Here is a 19020-nt window from a genome sequence, read left to right as displayed (position 1 = left end):
ATTTGGTCTTGTTTGTGTATTTGTCGTTTTAAAACAAATAGTTATGAGTGTGTTTAGAGTTTTTTGCCGCCGCGCGGCGCCGAGGTTTCGAGCCCCGATTGCAGAAATTTATGCAGAAAAGTCGCCGGTCGTTGAAAGCTCGGCGGGCGGCAGAATTCGTGCGGTTATCGGACAGATCGGCAAAAGCGCGGCGCCACTCGAGCGCTGGCAGATTGACCCGGCGGCAGGGCTGGGCATACTCCCACGTCACCTCCCTGAGACTGGTTGCCTGCCCATGACCCGTACCCCGCCCGAGCGCAGCGGTCGCCGCGCCGATGAGGACTTCCTCAAGCAGATGCTTGGCCGACAGAAGCGCCTGATCGTCGACCGTGCCAGTCAGTTCGGCAGCAGCGGCCTGCCATCGGCCGAGCAACTGGCGCAGACCGTGGCCTTCGCGCCGCAGGAAGGCAGCGTCTGGTTGTGTGGCCAGCGCATGATGCTGCTGCAGGGCTCGGCGTTCGGCGCCATCCGCCGCGAGCTGATCGAGGCGCTGGGCCTGGACAAGGCCCGTGGCCTGCTGACCCGCATTGGCTGGCAGGCCGGCGCGCGTGACGCGGCCCAGGTCAGCGCGCAGTGGCCGGACGGCGATGACGCCAGCCTGTACAGCGCCGGGCCGCGCCTGCACATGCTCGAAGGCATGGTCAATGTCGAGGTGGTGCGTTTCGAGATCGATTCCGGCGTCGGCCATTTCTATTCCGAGTTTCTCTGGCACAACTCCCTGGAAGACGACGAGCACATCGCCGCCTATGGCCTGGGGGGTGAACCGGCGTGCTGGATGGAGATCGGTTATGCCAGCGGCTACGCCTCGTCGCTGCTCGGCCGGCTGGTGGTGTTTCGCGAGCAGGAGTGTCGCTCGATGGGGCACCCGGCCTGTCGCATCGTCGGCAAGCCGGCGGACCAATGGAACGACATCGATGTCGACCTGGCCTACCTGGATCCCGGTGATTTTCTCAGCCGCAGCACCTATGCCTCGGGCACCGAGACCGAGGTTGCCGATTTGCAGGACCCCGGCGACAACCAGCCGCTGGTGGGCATTTCGGCGGCGTTCGTGGTCGCTACGCAGTTGCTGCAGCGGGTGGCGCCGACCCAGGCCACGGTGTTGTTGACCGGCGAGTCGGGGGTCGGCAAGGAACTGTTCGCCCGTTCGCTGCATCAAGCCAGCTCGCGCCAGCAGCTGCCGCTGGTGGCGCTGAATTGCGCGACCTTGCCGGAGAATCTGGTGGAGGCCGAGCTGTTCGGCGTCGAACGGGGCGCCTACACCGGTGCCGAGCGTGCGCGTCCCGGACGTTTCGAGCGGGCCCACGGTGGCACGCTGTTCCTCGATGAAATAGCGACCTTGAGCCTCAGCGCGCAGAGCAAGATCCTGCGTGCCTTGCAGGAGGGGGAAATCGAGCGGGTCGGTGGCACGGCGCCGATCCGCGTCGACGTGCGGGTGATCGCCGCGACCAACCTGGACCTGCGCAGCGAAGTCGAGGCCGGGCGGTTTCGCGAAGACCTGTTCTACCGCCTGAACGTGTTCCCGATCAGCCTGCCGCCGTTGCGTGAGCGGCGCGAAGATATTCCGTTGCTGATGAGCTACTTCCTGCGTCACTTCAGCCAGCGCCACGGGCGGCGATTGGCGGGATTCAGCACAAGGTTGGTCAATGCGCTGCTGACCTATCGGTTTCCCGGCAATATTCGCGAATTGCAGAACCTGATCGAGCGCGGGGTGATTTGCGCTGGCGATGGCGAAGTCATCGACATCGTGCACCTGGCCGAGATCGGCGCGCCGCTGATGGACTCGGCAATCGGCCTGACCCCGCAGGGGCGTCTGTCGGCGGGCGAACCCCGCGCAGACGCTGCACCCATTGCCGCGCCGGTCGCCGACCGGGTAGCGGGCGATCCGCTGTTGGAGGGGTTGCAGGCTTTCGTCTCTGGACGCCAACGGACCCTCAACCAGCCCCTGGCAGAAATCGAACTGCACCTGGTGCGCCTGGCCATGGAACGCACCGGCGGCAACATCACCGCCGCCGCGCAAATGCTCGGCATGAGCCGCGCCCAGGTCAGTTATCGGCTCAAGGGCAACTGACATCAGTTGATTTCAGGCTGACCCGGATATGACTGTAGGAGCCGGCTTGCCGGCGAAGGCGGTGTCCTATTCGACATCTTCTTTGAATGGACCTGCCGAATCGCTGCGATGCGGCGGCCCGACAAGCCCGCTCCAACAGGGGTTATGAGTCATGCACAATTTTGGGGGCCAACGCGTCGGCCAGGCACCCCACAAATCTCAAAGCGGCAACGTCAACTTCAACCAATACGCCTGCCCATCCGTGCGGTTGCGCACGCCCGATTCATCCTGCCATTTGGCGCTGAACAACCAGCCGTCCTGGCTGGCGTATTGCACCGCCGGGCCGATGGAAAACGAACGGCCACGGTTGCCATCGTCGGCATCAACCGCGGCTGCGGCGGCGCAATGGGTGGCGTTGCACTGGTCGTCGCTGACCTGCTGGTAGGCATGCCCGCCGACACCGACGACCCAGCCATTGCCCAGCCCCCAGCCGAGGGTGTAGTCGGCATGCAGTTCGCGCCCGGACTGGTAATGGGTGTCGCGGTTCTCGAAGTTGTAGTCGTACATCAGGCGCATATCGGCGTTCAGGCCATTCGGGTCCATGTAGGTCAGGGCATACACCGCCTGCACGGTGTAATAGTTTGTCCCCAGGTTGATCAGGTCGTGCCGGTCGTACTCGCTGGCGGTGGGCAGCACCAAGTCGACACCCACGGCGCTGTGGAACTTGTCACTGTGATGAAAGCCAAGCACCGGACCGAGGTGCGCGTCACCGATCCCGCGCTTGTGATCGCGCGGGCCATTCTTGATGTTCAGGCGCATGTCCGTGAGCGGCAGCAGGGCGTGCAAACCGAGATTGCCACCCAGCACCTGCTGCTCGGTGACCCAGATGAAGCGCGGCACCACCGTGGTCACCCGCAGGTCGATGCTGGCCGACTTGTCGCCAGCGTTATCGCGCAAGGTATCGGCCAAATAGTCGCCGACGAACACCTGACCGTAGGTGCCCGGCGGCGGCAGGATACCCATGCCATAGATTTCAATGCCCAGCGGCCAGGACGAAACGCCGCCTTCGGTGGCCAGGACCTGGGTCGTACTGCCGGCGAGCAACAGCGCGGCGCCGAGTGAAAGGGCGGTGCAACGAGGGAGAGTGCAGTGCATGAGAGGCCAACCTTATTGTTATGGAGGTTGCGCAGCGATGAGCTGCGCGAGGTTGCCCTACTCAACTATTGTGCCAGCCTGAGTGGTTTTATTTGTCTCGTGAAATCAATGACTTGCGATCTACAGTGGATCGTCCTTGAACCAGGCCAAACACGGTCGGCGGATTTTGTTAAGAAACTTCGACCCCCTGCACAAAGTTCGCAACGCCGGCACAAAGCTGCGCAGCCCCGCTAGCCGTTACGCGCAGACGATACCGTCGCCTCGAAAGGGCTGCGGATACTGGAGCTCTACAACAACAATAAAAACTCCAGAGGCAGGCATGAGCTATCTATCCGCAGGCGTACTGCGTCCCGTTGGTTTTGCTGGAAAACACCTGAAGGCCGTGGGGCTGATCGGGGTGATGATGCCGTTGGCCGCACAGGCCGATTTTGTCGAAGACAGCCAGTTGAAACTGGGGCTGCGCAACTTTTTTGTCGATCGCGACTTCAAGGGCGACAACCCGCGAGCCTCCCGCGATGGCAGCTGGAGCCAGGGCTTCGATCTGCGTTTCACCTCCGGCTATACCCCCGGCACCTTGCAGTTCGGGCTCGACGGGGCGGCGCAGTATGCGTTCCGCCTCGACGGCGGCGGTGGGCGTGGGCCAGACAGTGTCCTGCCCTACAGCCAGAGCCATCAGCGCCAGGCCACGGAGTACGGGCGGGCAGCGCTGACCGGCAAAGTCCGCCTGTCGCGCACCGAGCTGAAAGTCGGCGAGCATCGGCCGACCTTGCCGGTGGCGTTTCTCGACGATTCGCGGCAGCTGGTCACCACCTTCCATGGAGCAGTGTTGACCTCCAACGAAGTCGACAAGCTGACCCTGACGGGCGGGCGCTTCAGCGAAATCAGCACCCGGGAATCGTCCAACCGGGAAAAAATGTACCTCTTCACCCGGCCCAATGGCCCGCGCCATACCAGCGACGGACTGAACTTTGCCGGCGCCACGTATGCCTTCAGCCCCAACCTGTCGGCGAGTTATTTCTACGGACAACTGGAGGACATCTACCAGCAACACTACCTGGGGCTGACCCTCAATTCCGACTTGGGCAATGGCTACCGGTGGAAGACCGACCTGCGCTATTTCAACAATGCCGAGGACGGCAAGGCCCTGTACGGCAATATCGACAACCGCTCCTACGGTGCAATGACCACCTTGCGCAAGGGCGGGCACGGCTTCGGCGTCGGCTACCAGCGCATGCTCGGTGACAGCACTTTCCCGACGCTCAATGGCTTCGCGCCGCAGCCGTACCTGGTGAACTGGTCGGCCGTGGCCTTTATCAAACCGAACGAAAGCTCCTGGCAGGCGCGCTACGACTATGACTTCGCCGCGCTGGATTTGCCCGGCCTGACCCTGACCACCCGCTACCTGCGCGGCAGCGGGATCGATCGTGGCGCGCAGCTGAGTGACAGCGCCGAAAGCGAGCGCGACCTGTTCCTCGCGTATGTGGTGCAGAGTGGTCCGCTGAAGGGCCTGGGCATGGAATGGCGCAACATCTACGCGCGCTTCCAGCATGGCAACGACTACGATGAAAACCGCCTGATGACCACCTACACCTGGACGTTCTGGTAGCTACAGCGGCCTGGCGAGTGTCTGTGAGGGCAGCTCGCCGAACGCCTGCTTGTAGGCGGCGGTGAAGTGACTGGGTTGGGCGAAGCCCCAGCGATGGGCCACCGCCGACAGCTGCACTTCGCCGGGCTGGTGGCTGAGCAGTTGCTGGCGGATCGCACTCAGTCGGCAGTTCTGGATATAGCGCTGCGGGCTGGTGCCCAGGCTGTTGCGAAACGCCTGCTCGAGGCTGCGCCGGCTGGTGCCGCTGACGGCCACCAGTTCCGCGATGCACAGCGGCTGGTCGAGATGGCCGTGAATGTAATCCACCACCCGCTTCACGGTGCCCGGCAACAGCCGGCGTTGTGGCTCGACGTGCAGGCTGGGAATCAAGTGCAGCAGGTTCTCGCAAAACAGCTGCTGCACATAGGACTGGCTGGTCGGGGAGGCCAGCAGGCCCGACGGGTTGCCCGACTCACCGTCGACCAGGCGCAGCAGGTTGCCCAGGCTGTGCATCGCCTGCTGATTGCGATCGAACAGCAGTGTGCCGTTGGGCAACTTCAATCCGTGGGCCTGATGCTGGCGCTGCAGATGATCGAGCATCAACCCGGCATCCAGGGCAATCACAATCGCCCTGACCCCTTCGTGCCAGATCACATCCACCTGTTGCCCGGGGCTGAACACCAGCAGCTCGCCGGGATTGGCCTGCAGGCCATCGGGGCGACTGCTGATCGAACCCTGCAAGGCCAGAATCCCGTGCCAGCAGTTCAACGGGCTGGAGTTGACCCGCACCTCGCGTCCCCACTGCGCGCCGAACAGTTTCAACTGCGGCAGGGATTGCAGGGTGAAGGCAATGTCCAGATCGCCGCGGGCGCCGAGGCTGATTCGGCGCTCTTCAATATGGTTGTTGAGCAACGCCTCGGCGTCTTCGATGCTGCGCGTGCGCAATACCGGTTCGGCGGCGAACGGCAAGCTGTGTGCGGGAGGAGACAGGCTGTTGCCTGGCGACAAATTCATAACCCTGACCTTTATTGTTTTTAGTCTGGCCTGGCCAGCCCGGGTTGCAGTTCTGGCGGGTGCCTGTGCAACGCATGATGACTCGCGAGCACGCGGCTCCCCAGCCTGTCGGGCAAATAACCGCGCAGCCGGATAAGCACTTGCGCAGCCACGTTAGCGGCCTGTTCCGGGGGCTCTGCATACTGGCGCCTCAGCCAATAATAACAACCGAGGAACTGCCCCCATGCGCCGGATCACCCGACTCATACTTGCCCTGATGGTTGCCGCGTGCAACCACGTGGCGATGGCCGCCGATGAGCGGCCGAACTTCCTGATCATTGTTGCCGACGACCTGGGTTACAGCGACCTCGGCAGCTTCGGTGGGGAAATCAGCACCCCCAACCTTGACGCACTGGCCCAGGAGGGCGTGCGCCTGAGCAATTTCCACACCGCGCCGACCTGCTCGCCAACCCGGGCGATGATGCTCTCCGGTGCCGACAGTCACGTGGCGGGCCTGGGTAACATGGGCGAGTTGCTGCAGCCGTTCCAGCAGGGCCAGCCGGGCTATGAAGGCTACTTGAATGAACGCATGGTCACCGTCGGCCAGGTGCTCCAGGACGCTGGCTACAACACCTATACCACCGGTAAATGGCACCTCGGTCGCACCGAAGAAACCAGCCCCAAGGCGCGGGGCTTCGACCGCTCGTTCATCCTGGTACAGGGCGGCGCCAGTCACTTCGACGACCAGCACGCGATCATCGCCAAGGACCCCAAGGCCATCTATCGCGAGGACGGCAAGCAGGTCGAAGTGCCCAAGGGCTTCTATTCCAGCGAGTTCTACACCGATCGGCTGATCGACTACATCGAAGCCGACAAGGCCAGCAACAAGCCGTTCATGGCGGTGCTGTCCTACACCGCGCCGCACTGGCCGCTGCATGCGCCGGATGACTGGCTCGACAAGTACAAGGGGCGCTACGACGGCGGCTATGAGCCGATCCGCCAGGCACGCCTGCAGCGTCAGAAACAACTGGGCCTGGTCGCCGCCGATACGGTGCCCAACACGCCGATGTCCAAGGGGCTGCCCGACTGGAATCAGCTGAGCCCCGAGCAGCGTCAGCGTGAGGCGCGCAACATGGAAATCTACGCGGCCATGGTTTCGAATATGGATTTCCACATCGGGCGCCTGCTGCAGTACCTGGAGAAAACCGGCAAGCTGGATAACACCTTTATCGTCTTCATTTCCGACAACGGCGCCGACGGCAACAGTCCGATCGACCTGCCGGGCAACAAGGAATGGCTCGCCCGCGACTTCGACAACAGCCTGCAGAACCTTGGCCACAAAGGCTCCTACGCCGACTACGGCGCGCAGTGGGCCCAGGTCAGTTCGACGCCGTACCCGCTGTTCAAGGGCTTCACCAACGAGGGCGGGATTCGCGCGCCGGCAATCATCAGCGCGAAAATGCTCAAGCGGGCGCACCTGCAAGGCACCCTCAATCAGGACGTGGTGCATGTGATGGACCTGATGCCGACCTTGCTTGACCTGGCCGGTGTCCCGGCGCTGGGCAAGAGCTTCCAGGGTCGCCCGGTGCAAACCATCAGCGGCAAGAGCATGCGCCCGCTGCTGGAAGGCCAGGCCATGACCGAACGGCAGATTGGCTGGGAGCTGTTCGGGCGCAAGGCGCTGCGCAAGGGCGACTGGAAGATCACTTTCGTCAACCAGCCCTATGGCAATTCCCAGTGGCAGCTCTACGACCTCAAGCGCGACCCCACCGAAAGCCGTGACCTGGCCGCAGGCGAGCCGGCAAAACTGCAGGAAATGCTGCTGGCCTGGGACCAATACGTGAAGCAGAACAACGTGCTGGATGGCAAGTTCGACCTCAAGTACGGATTCCAGACCTGCCTCTATGAGTACTGCTTCAAGTAACCGCTAGCCGTGCAGTAAAACCCCAGGCCGATCACGCGATCGGCCTGGTCCATCGAGACGCACCCCCCGCTTGATACCCCTCGCACTACCGACCGCCGTTCGCGTGCCATCGCTCTGGCCTGCGCCCTGCAGGCACGCTCGTAAAAAAACTCCCCCGCTGATTGAACTTGGGCGTATTCTGTCCCTCTGAGCTATGCGTGGGAAAATTTCCCACGTATAGAAAAAGACTGGATTTTGAAGGATCGCGTGCAAATCGCAGCCACGCGTCGCTGCCGCCATTGATGGGGCAACGCAACGGGTAGTTGGAAACTCAGGGACCTTGCGTTCGATAGAACGACAATTTCGCAAGGCCCAGCGGAGGTGCATCATGCTTCTCAGAAAATGTGTGTTGGCGTTGGCCATCGGTGCGGTGATCTCGGCATCGACGGTGCTGGTGCCGGATCAGATCAGCGGATTCTCCAGCGCGTATGCCAGAGATGGCGGCAGCGGTGGTGGTGGCGGAAACGGCGGTGGTGGCCATGGCGGTGGAGGCGGTGGCTCCGGCAACGGTGGTTCCGGCGGCAGTGGCCACGGCGGTGACGGTGGCGGCCACAGTGGCGGTGGTTCCGGCAATGGCGGTTCCGGTTCCGGAGGTGGCAGCGGCTCAGGCGGCGGTGGCTCCGGTCATGGTGGCGGCTCCGGTGGTAGCGGCAGCGGACACAGCGGTGACGGTGGTGGTCACAGTGGCCGTGGCGGCGACGCAGCGGGCGATGATCACGGCGGCATGGCCGGCAACAGTGGTCGTGGCAACGCCCGTGGTCACGATGCGGCCGATAACGACGACCATGACAACGCTGCGGATGCAGCTCGCGATGCAGCCCGCAATGATGCCGATGCCGCGCGCGATGCCACCCGGGCGAACGCGGATGCCACTCGAGACGCCGCCCGTGCCCAGGCGGATGCGGATCGCAACGCCGCCAGGGCGGCCGGCGTATCCCGCGCCGATGCCGATGCGGCCCGCGATGCTGCGCGCAACGCCGCCGACGCCACCCGCGACGCCACGCGCAACCAGGCCGACGCAACGCGGGATGCGGCCAAGGCGCAAGCCAATGCCACCCGGGATGCGGCGAAGGCACAAGCCAGTCGTGCGACGCCGGTTCAGCAATGATTAGTAGGCTGGCACCGACCCCTGTAGGAGCGAGCCTGTCGAATCGTCGCACCGTCGCGATGGACGTCAACGATAACGCCAATATTCTGAAAAAACGCGGTGTTCTCTGGTTCTTCGCGAGCAGGCTCGCTCCTACAGGTACAGGTACAGGTACAGGTACAGGTACATGTGCCGCCGTTATAATGGATCCAACTAGTGGGTCCAATTATCGCTGTTACAGAGACGTAACTGTCTATCTAGGGCGATTGCAGGAAAGTTGCACTTTAAGTGTATATACACCTAACTACCGCTGGTCAGTAATTCGCTCAAAAAATGAACACCTGAACGTTTTTTGCGTCATATAATCCAGCACGTCATTCACGATCTGCTCTCGCAAACGTAGTACCAGAAGTGGACATCCAACCTCATATGCATTCCATGCAAATGAGGATTTTTTTACCCAAAAACCAGGAGCCGAGCAATAAAACGACCATTGATTTGCCAACCGAATCAATGAACTTAACAGTGCCAAGTCCATGATTTGGTGTGTCTTGTACCAGTAAGTTCTCACAGGGTCCCCCATTAAAAAGCCCTGTTTACTGTCGAATTAGGTGGAGATTTTACCGTGGCGATAAATACAATTATGAGCCTGCTCGAAAATAAAGAATTCATTGAGTTCGCGCGGCTGGGCGTTGTTTATATGCACTTGCTGGCCTGTTGCGTGGCACTCGGCCTGGTACTCACCAGCGATATAGCCATGGTCAGGGACTTGTTAAAACGAAAGACTTTTACCGAGCATGACAATGCGCACATGGAAAGTCTGCAGAAGTCTGTCGTTTTTGCATTGATCGGCTTGTGGGTGACCGGGGCGGCGATTATTGGTATTGATTACCTGGAGAAAGGCACCCAGTACTTCATGAATCCGAAACTTCAAGCCAAGGTAATTATTGTTCTATTGCTGACGTATAACGGCATGTTGTTGCACAGCAAGGTACTGCCAGCGCTGCAAAAGGCCGGCTCCCTGCTCAAGTTGGAGTTCAGTGCACGGATGATGGCGTTGTTCTGCGGCTCGTTGTCGGCCGTATCCTGGATGTACGCCGCCATGCTCGGGGTCGGACGCCCACTGGCCTGGAAATACAGCCTGAGTGAATTGTTGATGGCCTACCCGGTATTGATCGTGCTCGGCTTCATCGTAATGCTGGCATTGACCCAACGGGCCAACCAGCAAAACACCAGCGTTATGCCTGCAACGTCTTTCAGTTAAGAGAATGAGGACCCTGTAGGAGCGAGCTTGCTCGCGAAAAGCGTCAACGATAACGCGTGCATTCTGAATGAACGCGGTGCCCTGAAGTTCTTCGCGAGCAAGCTCGCTCCTACAAAAGCCAAGCATTGCAGTTTCTTCTTCCCCTCAGCGCGACACCGCCACATTCACCGTGGCCTGCGCCGATACCGCCCCCTTGGTATCGCTGGCCTGGTAGGTAAAGCTCGCAGTGAACGGCGCGGCGATCGTCGCCGGTGGTGTGTAGACCACTCGCAAGCCATCCGTGCTGACCTTGCCCTTGCCGGAGTCCGGCTGCGCCAGACCCACCACTTTCAGCGGCACATTACCGTCAGGGTCACTGTCATTGGCCAGGACGTTGATGGTCAGCGCCTTGCCGTTGTTGCTCACGGCGTTGTCCGGGTTGGCCACCGGTTTCAGGTTATTGCCTTGACTGCTCTCCTTGGCGCCGGTGCGGAAGGTGGGCAGCGCCGCCGAGTTCACATAGGTGACGCCGTCCCAGCCGGGCAGGGGAGTGGGCATCAACTGGAACTGCCCAGGGTGCTCGATATCCCAACGCAGCAACATCGAATTGTCCTCGTGCTGGGTGTTGTGGCAGTGCTCCATGTAGGTCCCGGCGAATTCGCGGAAGTGGATCGCCATTTCCACATCCACCGAACTGTCGATGCCTTCGCCGATGCGATAGACGTCCTTGCGCGCCCATTTTTCCCATTCCGGCGGTGCCTTGCCGTCGCGGCTGAGGATGATGCCTTCCTCGAAATGCACGTGTACCGGGTGGTTCCAGCCGTTGCCGCCGTTGCGGATATTCCACACTTCCAGAGTGCCGTCGCCATTGAAGCCGGCATCGGTCGGGCCGTTGGCCAGTTGTGGCGCGGCGTCGATCCGTCGTGAATCCATGCGGTAGCCAATGCCGCCGTCGGTCTTGACGGTCCAGGGCGCTTCATCGGTGCCGTCGGAGCGGCCGAAAATGAACTCGCGATGGCGTGCCTGTTGCAGCTTGGCCTGGACCGTCGGATCGTCGCGGTTGAGGGTCAACGGGATCATCACCTTGCCCACGGGCTTGCCCGGTTTGGCCGGCTCGTAGTCAGCCGGGTTCATGCTCAGGTCCTGGCCGGAGTAAGGCTGCACGACCAGTTGCAGGAATTTGCCCACCACCGGGTCGCCCTGGTCCCATTCCAGGCCCTTGCTGCCCAGCTTGAGTACCGCCTTGTACTTGCCGGACAGCACGTCGGCGAGGCTCAGCGGTATGGCTTCCGGACCCTTGCCATTCTGGTGCTCCATCAGGTTGACGAAGTACAGCTTGTCGCCGACGTTGATGCCGTTTTTCGCAAAGTTGACGATGATGTCCATGCGTTCGGCGATGCCCTGGGTCGGCAGGATGCCGTTGTGGTCCTGCAGGTCGCCGTCGCCATCGAGGTCCATGCTGCCGTCGAACGGCACGGCGTGCTCCATGATGTTGCCGTCGTTGGCGATCAGGTGGAACGGTACGCGGGCATAGGACAGGTTGGACCCTGCCGGCCCCGGAAACTCGCCACCGCTGCCAGCGATTTCCCGTACCAGGGCGATCCTGAAGTAGCGCGATACCGAGCCGTTGAGAATGCGGAAGCGATAGCTGCGTGCGCGTACTTTCAGGCGTGGCTGGTACTGCCAGTTGACCAGGATCTGGTCGCCGAGGAAGCCGTCGGTGTTGAACGGGTTAAACCACAGCTGGCCGTTCTTGTCCCAGGCCTTGTCGGCCACCATCAGGTTGACGTCGTAGTCGCGGTTGCCCCAGGGCAGCGCCGAGCCGCTGGGCAGGCGCAGGTTGACGCCGTCTTCCAGCGCTTCGTTGCCACGGTCCAGAGCGCTGTAGTAGTTCATCATCACCGCGTTGCCCTTGTAGACGTTCTGCGCGGTGAAATCGAGCATGTGGTCGTGGAACCAGTGGGTGCTCATGGTCTCGCGCCAGTCGCCACGGATCTTGATACTGCCGTTGACGCAGGGTTTCAGGCCCGGGCTGGTGTCGTTGACCCACAGGGTTTCGCCCGGGGCGCAGGGGAACGCGGCACGCGGATCCTCGGCCTTGGTGTTGATGGTGTCGTAGCCGGCCAGTTGCATCGGCCAGCGATAGTCGTAGTACTGCCCGGGAAAGAAAAACGCGTTGGTGTAGCCGTCGCTTTCGGCCGGGTTGTGGCCGTTGTGTTCATGGGTGCTGAGGGTGTGCAGGCCAAAGCCCATGTTGGCCGACGGATCGATCGGCAGCGCGTTGTAATGACGCATCAGCACCGGCTGACCGTAGCGCACCATCAACAGTTTCACCGGGAAGGTGCCATCGAAGGTCCACAACGCCTTGTGGTTCTGGATCGGCATGTTGGGGTGGAAGCGGGTGTCGATGCCCTTGGTGGTGCCGGTGGTGGTCGGGATGTCCGAGGTCTGGTAGTACAGCCCGCCGGGGCCGAACTCGCCGACCGCGTAGTTGTGCAGCTGGCGACGGTCACGAATACCGCCGTTGATCCGTGCACCGGCTTGCGCGGTCTTGAACGCGGTCTGCGGGTAGAACTCGTTCCAGCGCTGATGGGACCAGCCTTTTCCAGGCGGCCGACCCTCTGCCGGCGAGCCCACCGGATGGCGATTGAGGAAGGCCTCGATCTGCGCTTTCCACGGGTTGCGGTCGAGCACATTGGAGAACTGCGAGGGGAACGGGTACAGCCCCGGCTGCAGGAGGAATTTCTCCAGGGCAGTCTTCGATGGGCCGCTGCGGGCGATGTTGTCCGGGTCCTGTTGCGGCGCCGGGCCGGCCAAAGGCACAGGGAACGTCAGCGGCGGCGGTGGCAGGGTCGGGTCGAGCTTTTCCGGGCCGAATTCTTCGAACAACAGCAGTTGCTGGGTGAAGGGCTGGGCGCCGAACAACGGACTGGGCTTGCCGTTGGTGGGGATTTTGAATGAGGTCTGCTGGCTTGGCGGCAGGACGTTTTCGGCGCGCGGCGTGTTGCGCGTTCCAAACACTCCGTTGGGCAGGGCAATCGCGCCCTGGTTGGTTGGCGGCAGGGTTTTCAAAGCGTCCAGTGCGGCCTTGGGGTCGGCGGGAAGATTGGTATAGGCCGACGGGTCGGTCGGCGGCGGCTGGCTGACGTCGTCAATCGGCGCGGCCGCGGCGCTGTTCAGGGTCAGGAGCAGGGCGCAAGAGAGGCTGGACCTGCGCAGCATCTGGATGCAATGCAATGGTTGTGTCGAGCGTTTCATGGTTCACCCCTCGCGTGAGGCCCCGCCGTCTCCTGATTCGGGACGCCAGCTGTTGCGGGTACTGAAAACCGAGCAACTAATGAGCCACTATTGGGGTTGGAAAAAGTTCAAATTGATCAATAGCTTGAAAATTGTGTTCGCCGAGTGTTTCACGGTTGAAAGCACAAAGTGGGGGATAATCCTCATTAATGGGGATTTTGTTGCGCTAAAAACGGGTGTAATTCCCCATATCTTATAGTCAAACGTTTAAATTCCGCGCTTTTCGATCACTCAGCAAAAAGCGAACCGAAGCGGATTCTTGATTGAAAATTAGTTGGAATTGACAGAGTTATAGGCGCGCGAAAAATCCCGCTCAGCCTGAAGCTGGGGGCTTTGTAGGAGCTGGCTTGCCAGCGAAGAGGCCATCAGCCACACCGCATCAACTTCATCGCCAGCAGGCTGGCTCCTACAGGATTTGTGGTCGTTCACAAGACCGGTGGCCCACACAAATCCCTGTAGGAGCTGGCTTGCCAGCGAAGGGTCCATCAGCCACACCGCATAAACTTCTTCGCCAGCAAGCTGGCTCCTACAGGATTTGTGGTCGTTCACAAGACCGGCGACCACCGCCGATCCCTTGTAGGAGCTGGCTTGCCAGCGAAGAGGCCATCAGCCACACCGCATCAACTTCATCGCCAGCAGGCTGGCTCCTACAGGATTTGTGGTCGTTCACAAAACCGGCGACCACCGCCGATCCCTTGTAGGAGCTGGCTTGTCGGGCCGCCGCATCGCAGCGAAGGGTCCAGCAGCCTCACCGGATACAACCAGCCGGCGAGCCAAGCCTCAATTGGTCACCAGCAATTCCGGGCCCAGGTAATCGTTGATCTGGTCGATGTCATCATCGCCCAAACTGCCCACCGAAGACGCCAGGCGCAGGCGCGACATCAGGTAGCGCAACTTGGCTTCGAACAGGTCGTGGCGGGCGACGAACAGCAATTCCTCGGCATTCAGCACGTCGGAGTTGGTGGTGGTGCCGCCTTCCTTGAAGCCCTTGCGGGTCGACAGCAGCGAGCGTTCGTTGGACTCCACCGCCTTCTCCAAGGCGCGAACCCGCTTGGCGCCGCTTTGCACCCCGTTGTATTCGCGGGTGGTGCCGGAGATCACCTCCTGGCGCGTGGCGTCGAGTTCGTCATTGGCCTTGGCACTGTTGGCGCTGGCCTGGCGCGTCAGGGCACTGACCCCGCCGCCGCTGTACAGCGGGAAATTCACTTCCAGGCCGATCGAGCCGTAGCGGTTGCGTTGATTGAGTTCAGAGATCGACTGGCTGTCGCCTGCGGTGTAGCCGGCGACGAAGTCCAGGGTCGGCCAGTGCCCGGATTTGGCGCGCTTGACCTCTTCATCGGCCAGGTCGCTGCTGTAGCGCCGCGCATGAATCAACGGGCTGTCGGCCTGGGCCCGGACCAGCCAATCCTGCAGATTGGCCGGCAGCAGCGGCGGGGTGATGAAGCCCGGTTGCAAGGTGGTCAGCGATTCCGGGGTTTCACCGATGTACTCCTCCAGCTTGCGCCGTGCGTTGATCAGGTTGTCCTGGGCTTCGATCAACTCGGCTTCGGCGAGGTCGCGCCGCGCCGCCGATTCGTCGATGTCGGTGATGGTCCCGGCACCCAGTTCGGTGCGGCGTTTGGCCGAGGCCAGTTGTTCTTCGAAAGCGCTCAGCTTGGCCTTGGCCAGGACGATGGTTTCGCTGGCCAGCAGCACGTCGAAATAGCTCTCGGCCAGGCGTACGGCGGCGTCCTGGCTCTTCGCATCGAACACCGCGACGCTGTAGTCGGCGCGTTGCTTGCCCTGGCGGTATTCGGACATTTTCTGTTTGTTGAACAGCGGCTGGCGCAGGCGCACGTTGGCGCCCTTGGAGTCGTAGTCGAGATCGCGTTCGATGCCGCTCTGGCGCTGTGTACCGTTGACCTTGTTGTCGTAGGCCGAAGCGCTGATCTGCGGCAGCAGGCCGGCCAGGCCGATCGCGCGGTTCTCCGCGCCGGCCTCTTTCTCGTGCACCGCGGCGCGGTACACCGGCCCCTGGTACTGCAGCAGGTCCCAGGCTTGTTTCAGGTCCATGGCACTGGCCGGCAGCGACAACCCCAGCAGGCAGGCGATCAGGCAGCGAGGGGCCATATCATTGCTCCTTGAATGAGCTGTCGACGCGCTCGAGCATCGGCTTGAGCAGGTAGCTGAGCAGATTGCGTTCACCGGTCTTGATGGTGACGCTGGCGGGCATGCCGGGGCGAATGTGGTTGCTGCCCAGCAGGCCCATGCCGTCGGGGGTGACTTCCACCTGGGCCAGGTAGAACGGTTGCTTGCTCTCTTCGTCGAGCAGGCGGTCGGCGGACACGGTCTTGACCCGCCCGGGGATGTTCGGCGTCTGCGCGTGGTTGAAGGCCGGGAAGGAAATATCCACCGGCAGCCCCGGGACCATCTTGTCGATGGCCTGCACCGGAATCATCGCGTCGACCTGCAGCGGTTCGTTGACCGGTACGATCTCCATGATCTTGAAGCCCGGCTGGATGATCCCGCCGACCGTGGCGATGCTCAGCGATTGGACCATGCCGTCGATGGGCGAACGAATCACCGTGTGCGTCACTTCGTAGTCCAGTGCGCGCAAGCGATCGGTGAGGGTGGTGTTTTCCTTGGCGGTATCGGTGAGCATCGACTCGACTTCCTTCAGGTAGTCGTGCTGGCGCTGCAGAATCCGCAGCTTGATTTCGGTGGCCTGGCTGCGGGTGCGGGCGATGTTGTTGAGGTTCTCGGCCTGGCCGGCGGACAGCTCGGCGTTGTTGCGTTCCAGTTCCAGCAGGCGGTTGCGCGGCACATACCCTTCGGCGGCGAGAATCCGCGTGCCTTGCAGTTCCTGGTTGAGGAAATTGATCTGCGAGGCGCGGGCGCCATACACCTGTTGCAGGCCCTTGAGCTGCACCGCAGAAGCCGCGAGGTTTTCTTCGAGAATGCTGATTTCGCCCGCCAGGCCGGCGCGCCGGGTATCCAGCAGGCGCTGTTGCAACTCCATGGCGGACAGCAGGCGGCGGTCGCCGGCGAAGCGCTCGAGCAAGTCGGGATCGAAGGCAATCACTGGCTGGTCGTCGCGTTCTGCTTCGAGACGATTTTCCACGGTCTTGCTGACGATGTACTGGGCACTGACCGCACCGCGTTCGGCGACCGCGCGCACCGAGTCCAGGCGCACCACCTCCTGGCCCTTGCTGACCACGTCACCTTCGCGCACCAGGATCGCCTCGACGGTGCCGCCGCTCAGGTGCTGCACCGCCTTGCGATTGCTGGTGACCTTGACCGTGCCGGTGGCCACCACGCCGGCGTCCAGCGGCGCCAGCCATGACCACAGCAGGAAGCCGCCGAAGCCGGCGAGCACCAGCCATTTGCCCCATCGGGCAGGCTTGCCGACGTCGAGGTCGACCAGGCTTTTCGGCTGGTTGAGGATCATCTCGGTGTGTTGACTGGTGGACATGATCAATCACTCCCTTGCCTTGACCGAAGCCAGTGGGGTGGGCGCGCCGGCAGGCATCACCGCGGCCTTGCGCAGCGCGGTGAAGACTTCTTCGCGGGTGCCGAGCATCTGCACCGCGCCGTCACGCAGCATCAGCACCTTGTCCACCGCGCAGAGCACGTTGGGCCGGTGGGAGATCATCACCACCGTGGCGCCGCGGGCCTTGAGTTCGGCCAGGGCATCGACCAGGGCCTTCTCGCCGACGTCGTCGAGGTTGGCGTTGGGCTCGTCGAGGACGATCAGATTGGGTTCGCCGTAGAGTGCCCGGGCGAGGGCGATCCGCTGTTTCTGGCCACCGGACAACGGGCTGCCGTCAGTGTCCAGGCGGGTGTCGTAGCCCTGGGGGAAACGCAGGATCATGTCGTGTACACCGGTGGCCTTGGCGGCACGAATCACCGCGTCGCTGTCGACTTCACCGAAACGCGCGATGTTGTCGGCGATGGTGCCTTCGAACAGTTCCACGTCCTGCGGCAGGTAGCCGAGCCAGGGGCCCAGTTCAGCCTTGTTCCAGGTGAACATGTCGGCGCCGTCGAGGCGCACCTTGCCCGCCTGTGCCGGCCACACACCCACCAGCAGCCGGGCGAGGGTGGATTTGCCCGAGGCCGACGGGCCGATGATGCCCAGGCTTTCGCCGGGCACCAGGCTGAAGCTGACCCCGCGCACAATGGTGTTGTTGGTGCCGGGTGCGCCGGCGTAGACGTTCTCCACGGCAATCATGCCCATCGGCCGTTGCAGCGACATGCTCGGTGGGCGCAATGGGTAGTCGCTGAGCATCTGGTTCAACCGACCCCAGGCCGAGCGGCAGCCGAGCAGTTGCTTCCACGAGCCGATCACCTGTTCCACCGGGCCCAGGGCGCGGCCTGTGAGGATCGAGCAGGCGATCATCATCCCCGGAGTGATCTTGCCTTCGATCGCCAGCAGCGCGCCGGCGCCGAGGATCAGCGACTGCAAGGTGATGCGCACGAAACGCCCGGTGCTGCTGATCAGCGCCGCGCGGTCGGAGGCCAGGGTCTGCATTTCAAGGATGCGCAAATGGCTGTGGTACCAGCGCTTGCTGATCGACGGCAGCATGCCCATGGCCTCGATGACCTCGGCGTTGCGCAGGTTGTTGTTGGCGTAGGTGGCGGACGACAGCGCGGCCTGGTTGGCTTCGGCCAGCGGTTTCTGCGTGGCCTTTTCGGTGAGCCAGGCCAGCGCCACCAGGATCAGCGAGCCGATCAGCGTCACCAGGCCGAGCAGCGGGTGGATCAGGTAGGACACCAGCAGGTAGATCGGTGTCCAGGGCGCATCGAAGAAGGCGAACAGCGCGTTGCCGGTGAGGAACTGACGGACCTGCGCCAGATCCTGCAGGGCCTGGGCCGGGTTGCCGCCGGCGCGACTCAGGTTGCGTTCGAAGGCGGCGGTGAAGATGCGGCGGTTGAGCTCCATGTCCATACAGTTGCCAACGCGGATCAGCATGCGCGTACGGATCATCTCCAGTGCCGACATCAGCAGGAACAGGCCAATCACCAGCACCGTCAGCATGGCCAGGGTGGTGACATTGCGACTGACCAGGGCGCGATCGTAGACCTGCAGCATGTACACGGCGGGCGTCAACATCATGACGTTGATCACCCCGCTGAATCCGCCGAGCAAGTAGAAACTGCGGCGCAAGCGAATCAGCACGCTGGCGAGCTCGGATCGGGTGTTCGACTGATTGGCCATGAGCGGCTCCCCTCGTCAAAAAGCCGGTATCCCTTTCGGCGCGTCAGCAGTTGGTTTCGTGTGGCAGGCGGGTGGAAAAACACGCTGTCGGATCGCTCGGTGGGCTGGCGATTCTTGGAAAAATGCCGCGTTGATTTCCCTTGCTGGAGCGTAGGTCGCGGCGAAATACTCTGAAATAACATTTTGCTCTATAGCTGAGTCGAATTTTTTATATGTCTATATAAAACAGTTAGTTGCGACGACTGATGCCGGTCGTCAGTTCGAGCGGCGCGAAATTGACATTCGTTTGGTATAGGACTTTAGTCTTGCTTGTACGGGGGAGACGTGTACGCCGCGAGCCTGCCATTTCTTTGGCATCGTGCGGCGCGGTGTTGATGTTTCCGAGGAGCAGACATGGCGATCTTTTCGATCCATCGC

General features: G+C 62.0%; 12 protein-coding genes. 5 read left to right on the top strand and 7 right to left on the bottom strand.

The window, feature by feature from the left end; genetic code table 11:
* Positions 1-274 precede the first annotated feature (274 nt).
* Entirely contained in the window at positions 275-2107 is a 1833-nt protein-coding gene (locus ACZYR5_RS10645; protein WP_489089891.1) for a sigma 54-interacting transcriptional regulator, read from the top strand.
* 198 nt (positions 2108-2305) lie between these two features.
* On the opposite strand, the gene ACZYR5_RS10640 is transcribed toward ACZYR5_RS10645, so the two are convergent.
* Complete coding sequence (locus tag ACZYR5_RS10640; protein ID WP_489089892.1) at positions 2306-3241, bottom strand: SphA family protein; 936 nt, start codon at positions 3239-3241, stop codon at positions 2306-2308.
* A gap of 400 nt (positions 3242-3641) precedes the next feature.
* Here ACZYR5_RS10640 and ACZYR5_RS10635 point away from each other — a divergent pair, with 400 nt between their 5' ends.
* On the top strand, positions 3642-4847 hold the full coding sequence (locus ACZYR5_RS10635; protein WP_489089973.1) for an OprD family porin: 1206 nt from the start codon (positions 3642-3644) through the stop codon (positions 4845-4847).
* Here the strand turns inward: ACZYR5_RS10635 and ACZYR5_RS10630 are convergent, their stop codons facing one another.
* On the bottom strand, positions 4848-5840 hold the full coding sequence (locus tag ACZYR5_RS10630) for a helix-turn-helix domain-containing protein (RefSeq protein WP_489089893.1): 993 nt from the start codon (positions 5838-5840) through the stop codon (positions 4848-4850).
* Between the two features lie 223 nt (positions 5841-6063).
* On the opposite strand from ACZYR5_RS10630, the gene ACZYR5_RS10625 reads away from it, so the two are divergent.
* From ACZYR5_RS10625 to ACZYR5_RS10615, 3 genes are all read left to right on the top strand, one after another.
* Entirely contained in the window at positions 6064-7743 is a 1680-nt protein-coding gene (locus ACZYR5_RS10625) for an arylsulfatase (RefSeq protein ID WP_489089894.1), read from the top strand.
* A 367-nt stretch (positions 7744-8110) separates the two neighbouring features.
* Positions 8111-8890: a hypothetical protein gene (locus tag ACZYR5_RS10620; RefSeq protein WP_489089895.1), complete on the top strand. Its 780-nt coding sequence runs from the start codon at positions 8111-8113 to the stop codon at positions 8888-8890.
* A 604-nt stretch (positions 8891-9494) separates the two neighbouring features.
* Positions 9495-10133, top strand: a complete 639-nt coding sequence (locus ACZYR5_RS10615) for a hypothetical protein (RefSeq protein WP_489089896.1) — start codon at positions 9495-9497, stop codon at positions 10131-10133.
* 144 nt (positions 10134-10277) lie between these two features.
* On the opposite strand, the gene ACZYR5_RS10610 is transcribed toward ACZYR5_RS10615, so the two are convergent.
* From ACZYR5_RS10610 to ACZYR5_RS10590, 5 genes are all read right to left on the bottom strand, one after another.
* Positions 10278-13334, bottom strand: a complete 3057-nt coding sequence (locus tag ACZYR5_RS10610) for an Ig-like domain-containing protein (RefSeq protein ID WP_489089974.1) — start codon at positions 13332-13334, stop codon at positions 10278-10280.
* Positions 13335-13679: 345 nt separating this feature from the next.
* Positions 13680-13973, bottom strand: coding sequence for a hypothetical protein (locus tag ACZYR5_RS10605; RefSeq protein WP_489089897.1), 294 nt, complete (start codon positions 13971-13973; stop codon positions 13680-13682).
* Between the two features lie 216 nt (positions 13974-14189).
* Positions 14190-15518, bottom strand: coding sequence for a TolC family outer membrane protein (locus ACZYR5_RS10600; protein ID WP_489089898.1), 1329 nt, complete (start codon positions 15516-15518; stop codon positions 14190-14192).
* Between the two features lies 1 nt (position 15519).
* Positions 15520-16860: an HlyD family type I secretion periplasmic adaptor subunit gene (locus ACZYR5_RS10595; RefSeq protein WP_489089899.1), complete on the bottom strand. Its 1341-nt coding sequence runs from the start codon at positions 16858-16860 to the stop codon at positions 15520-15522.
* Positions 16861-16866: 6 nt separating this feature from the next.
* The gene (locus ACZYR5_RS10590) at positions 16867-18603 is read right to left on the bottom strand and encodes a type I secretion system permease/ATPase (RefSeq protein ID WP_489089900.1); all 1737 of its coding nucleotides are present in this window, start codon (positions 18601-18603) and stop codon (positions 16867-16869) included.
* Between the last annotated feature and the right edge of the window lie 417 nt (positions 18604-19020).

The organism is Pseudomonas sp. F007, assembly GCF_057814275.1.
The sequence above is the reverse complement of the archived record's forward strand: the minus strand, read 5'-3'. Positions and strand labels throughout refer to the sequence as shown.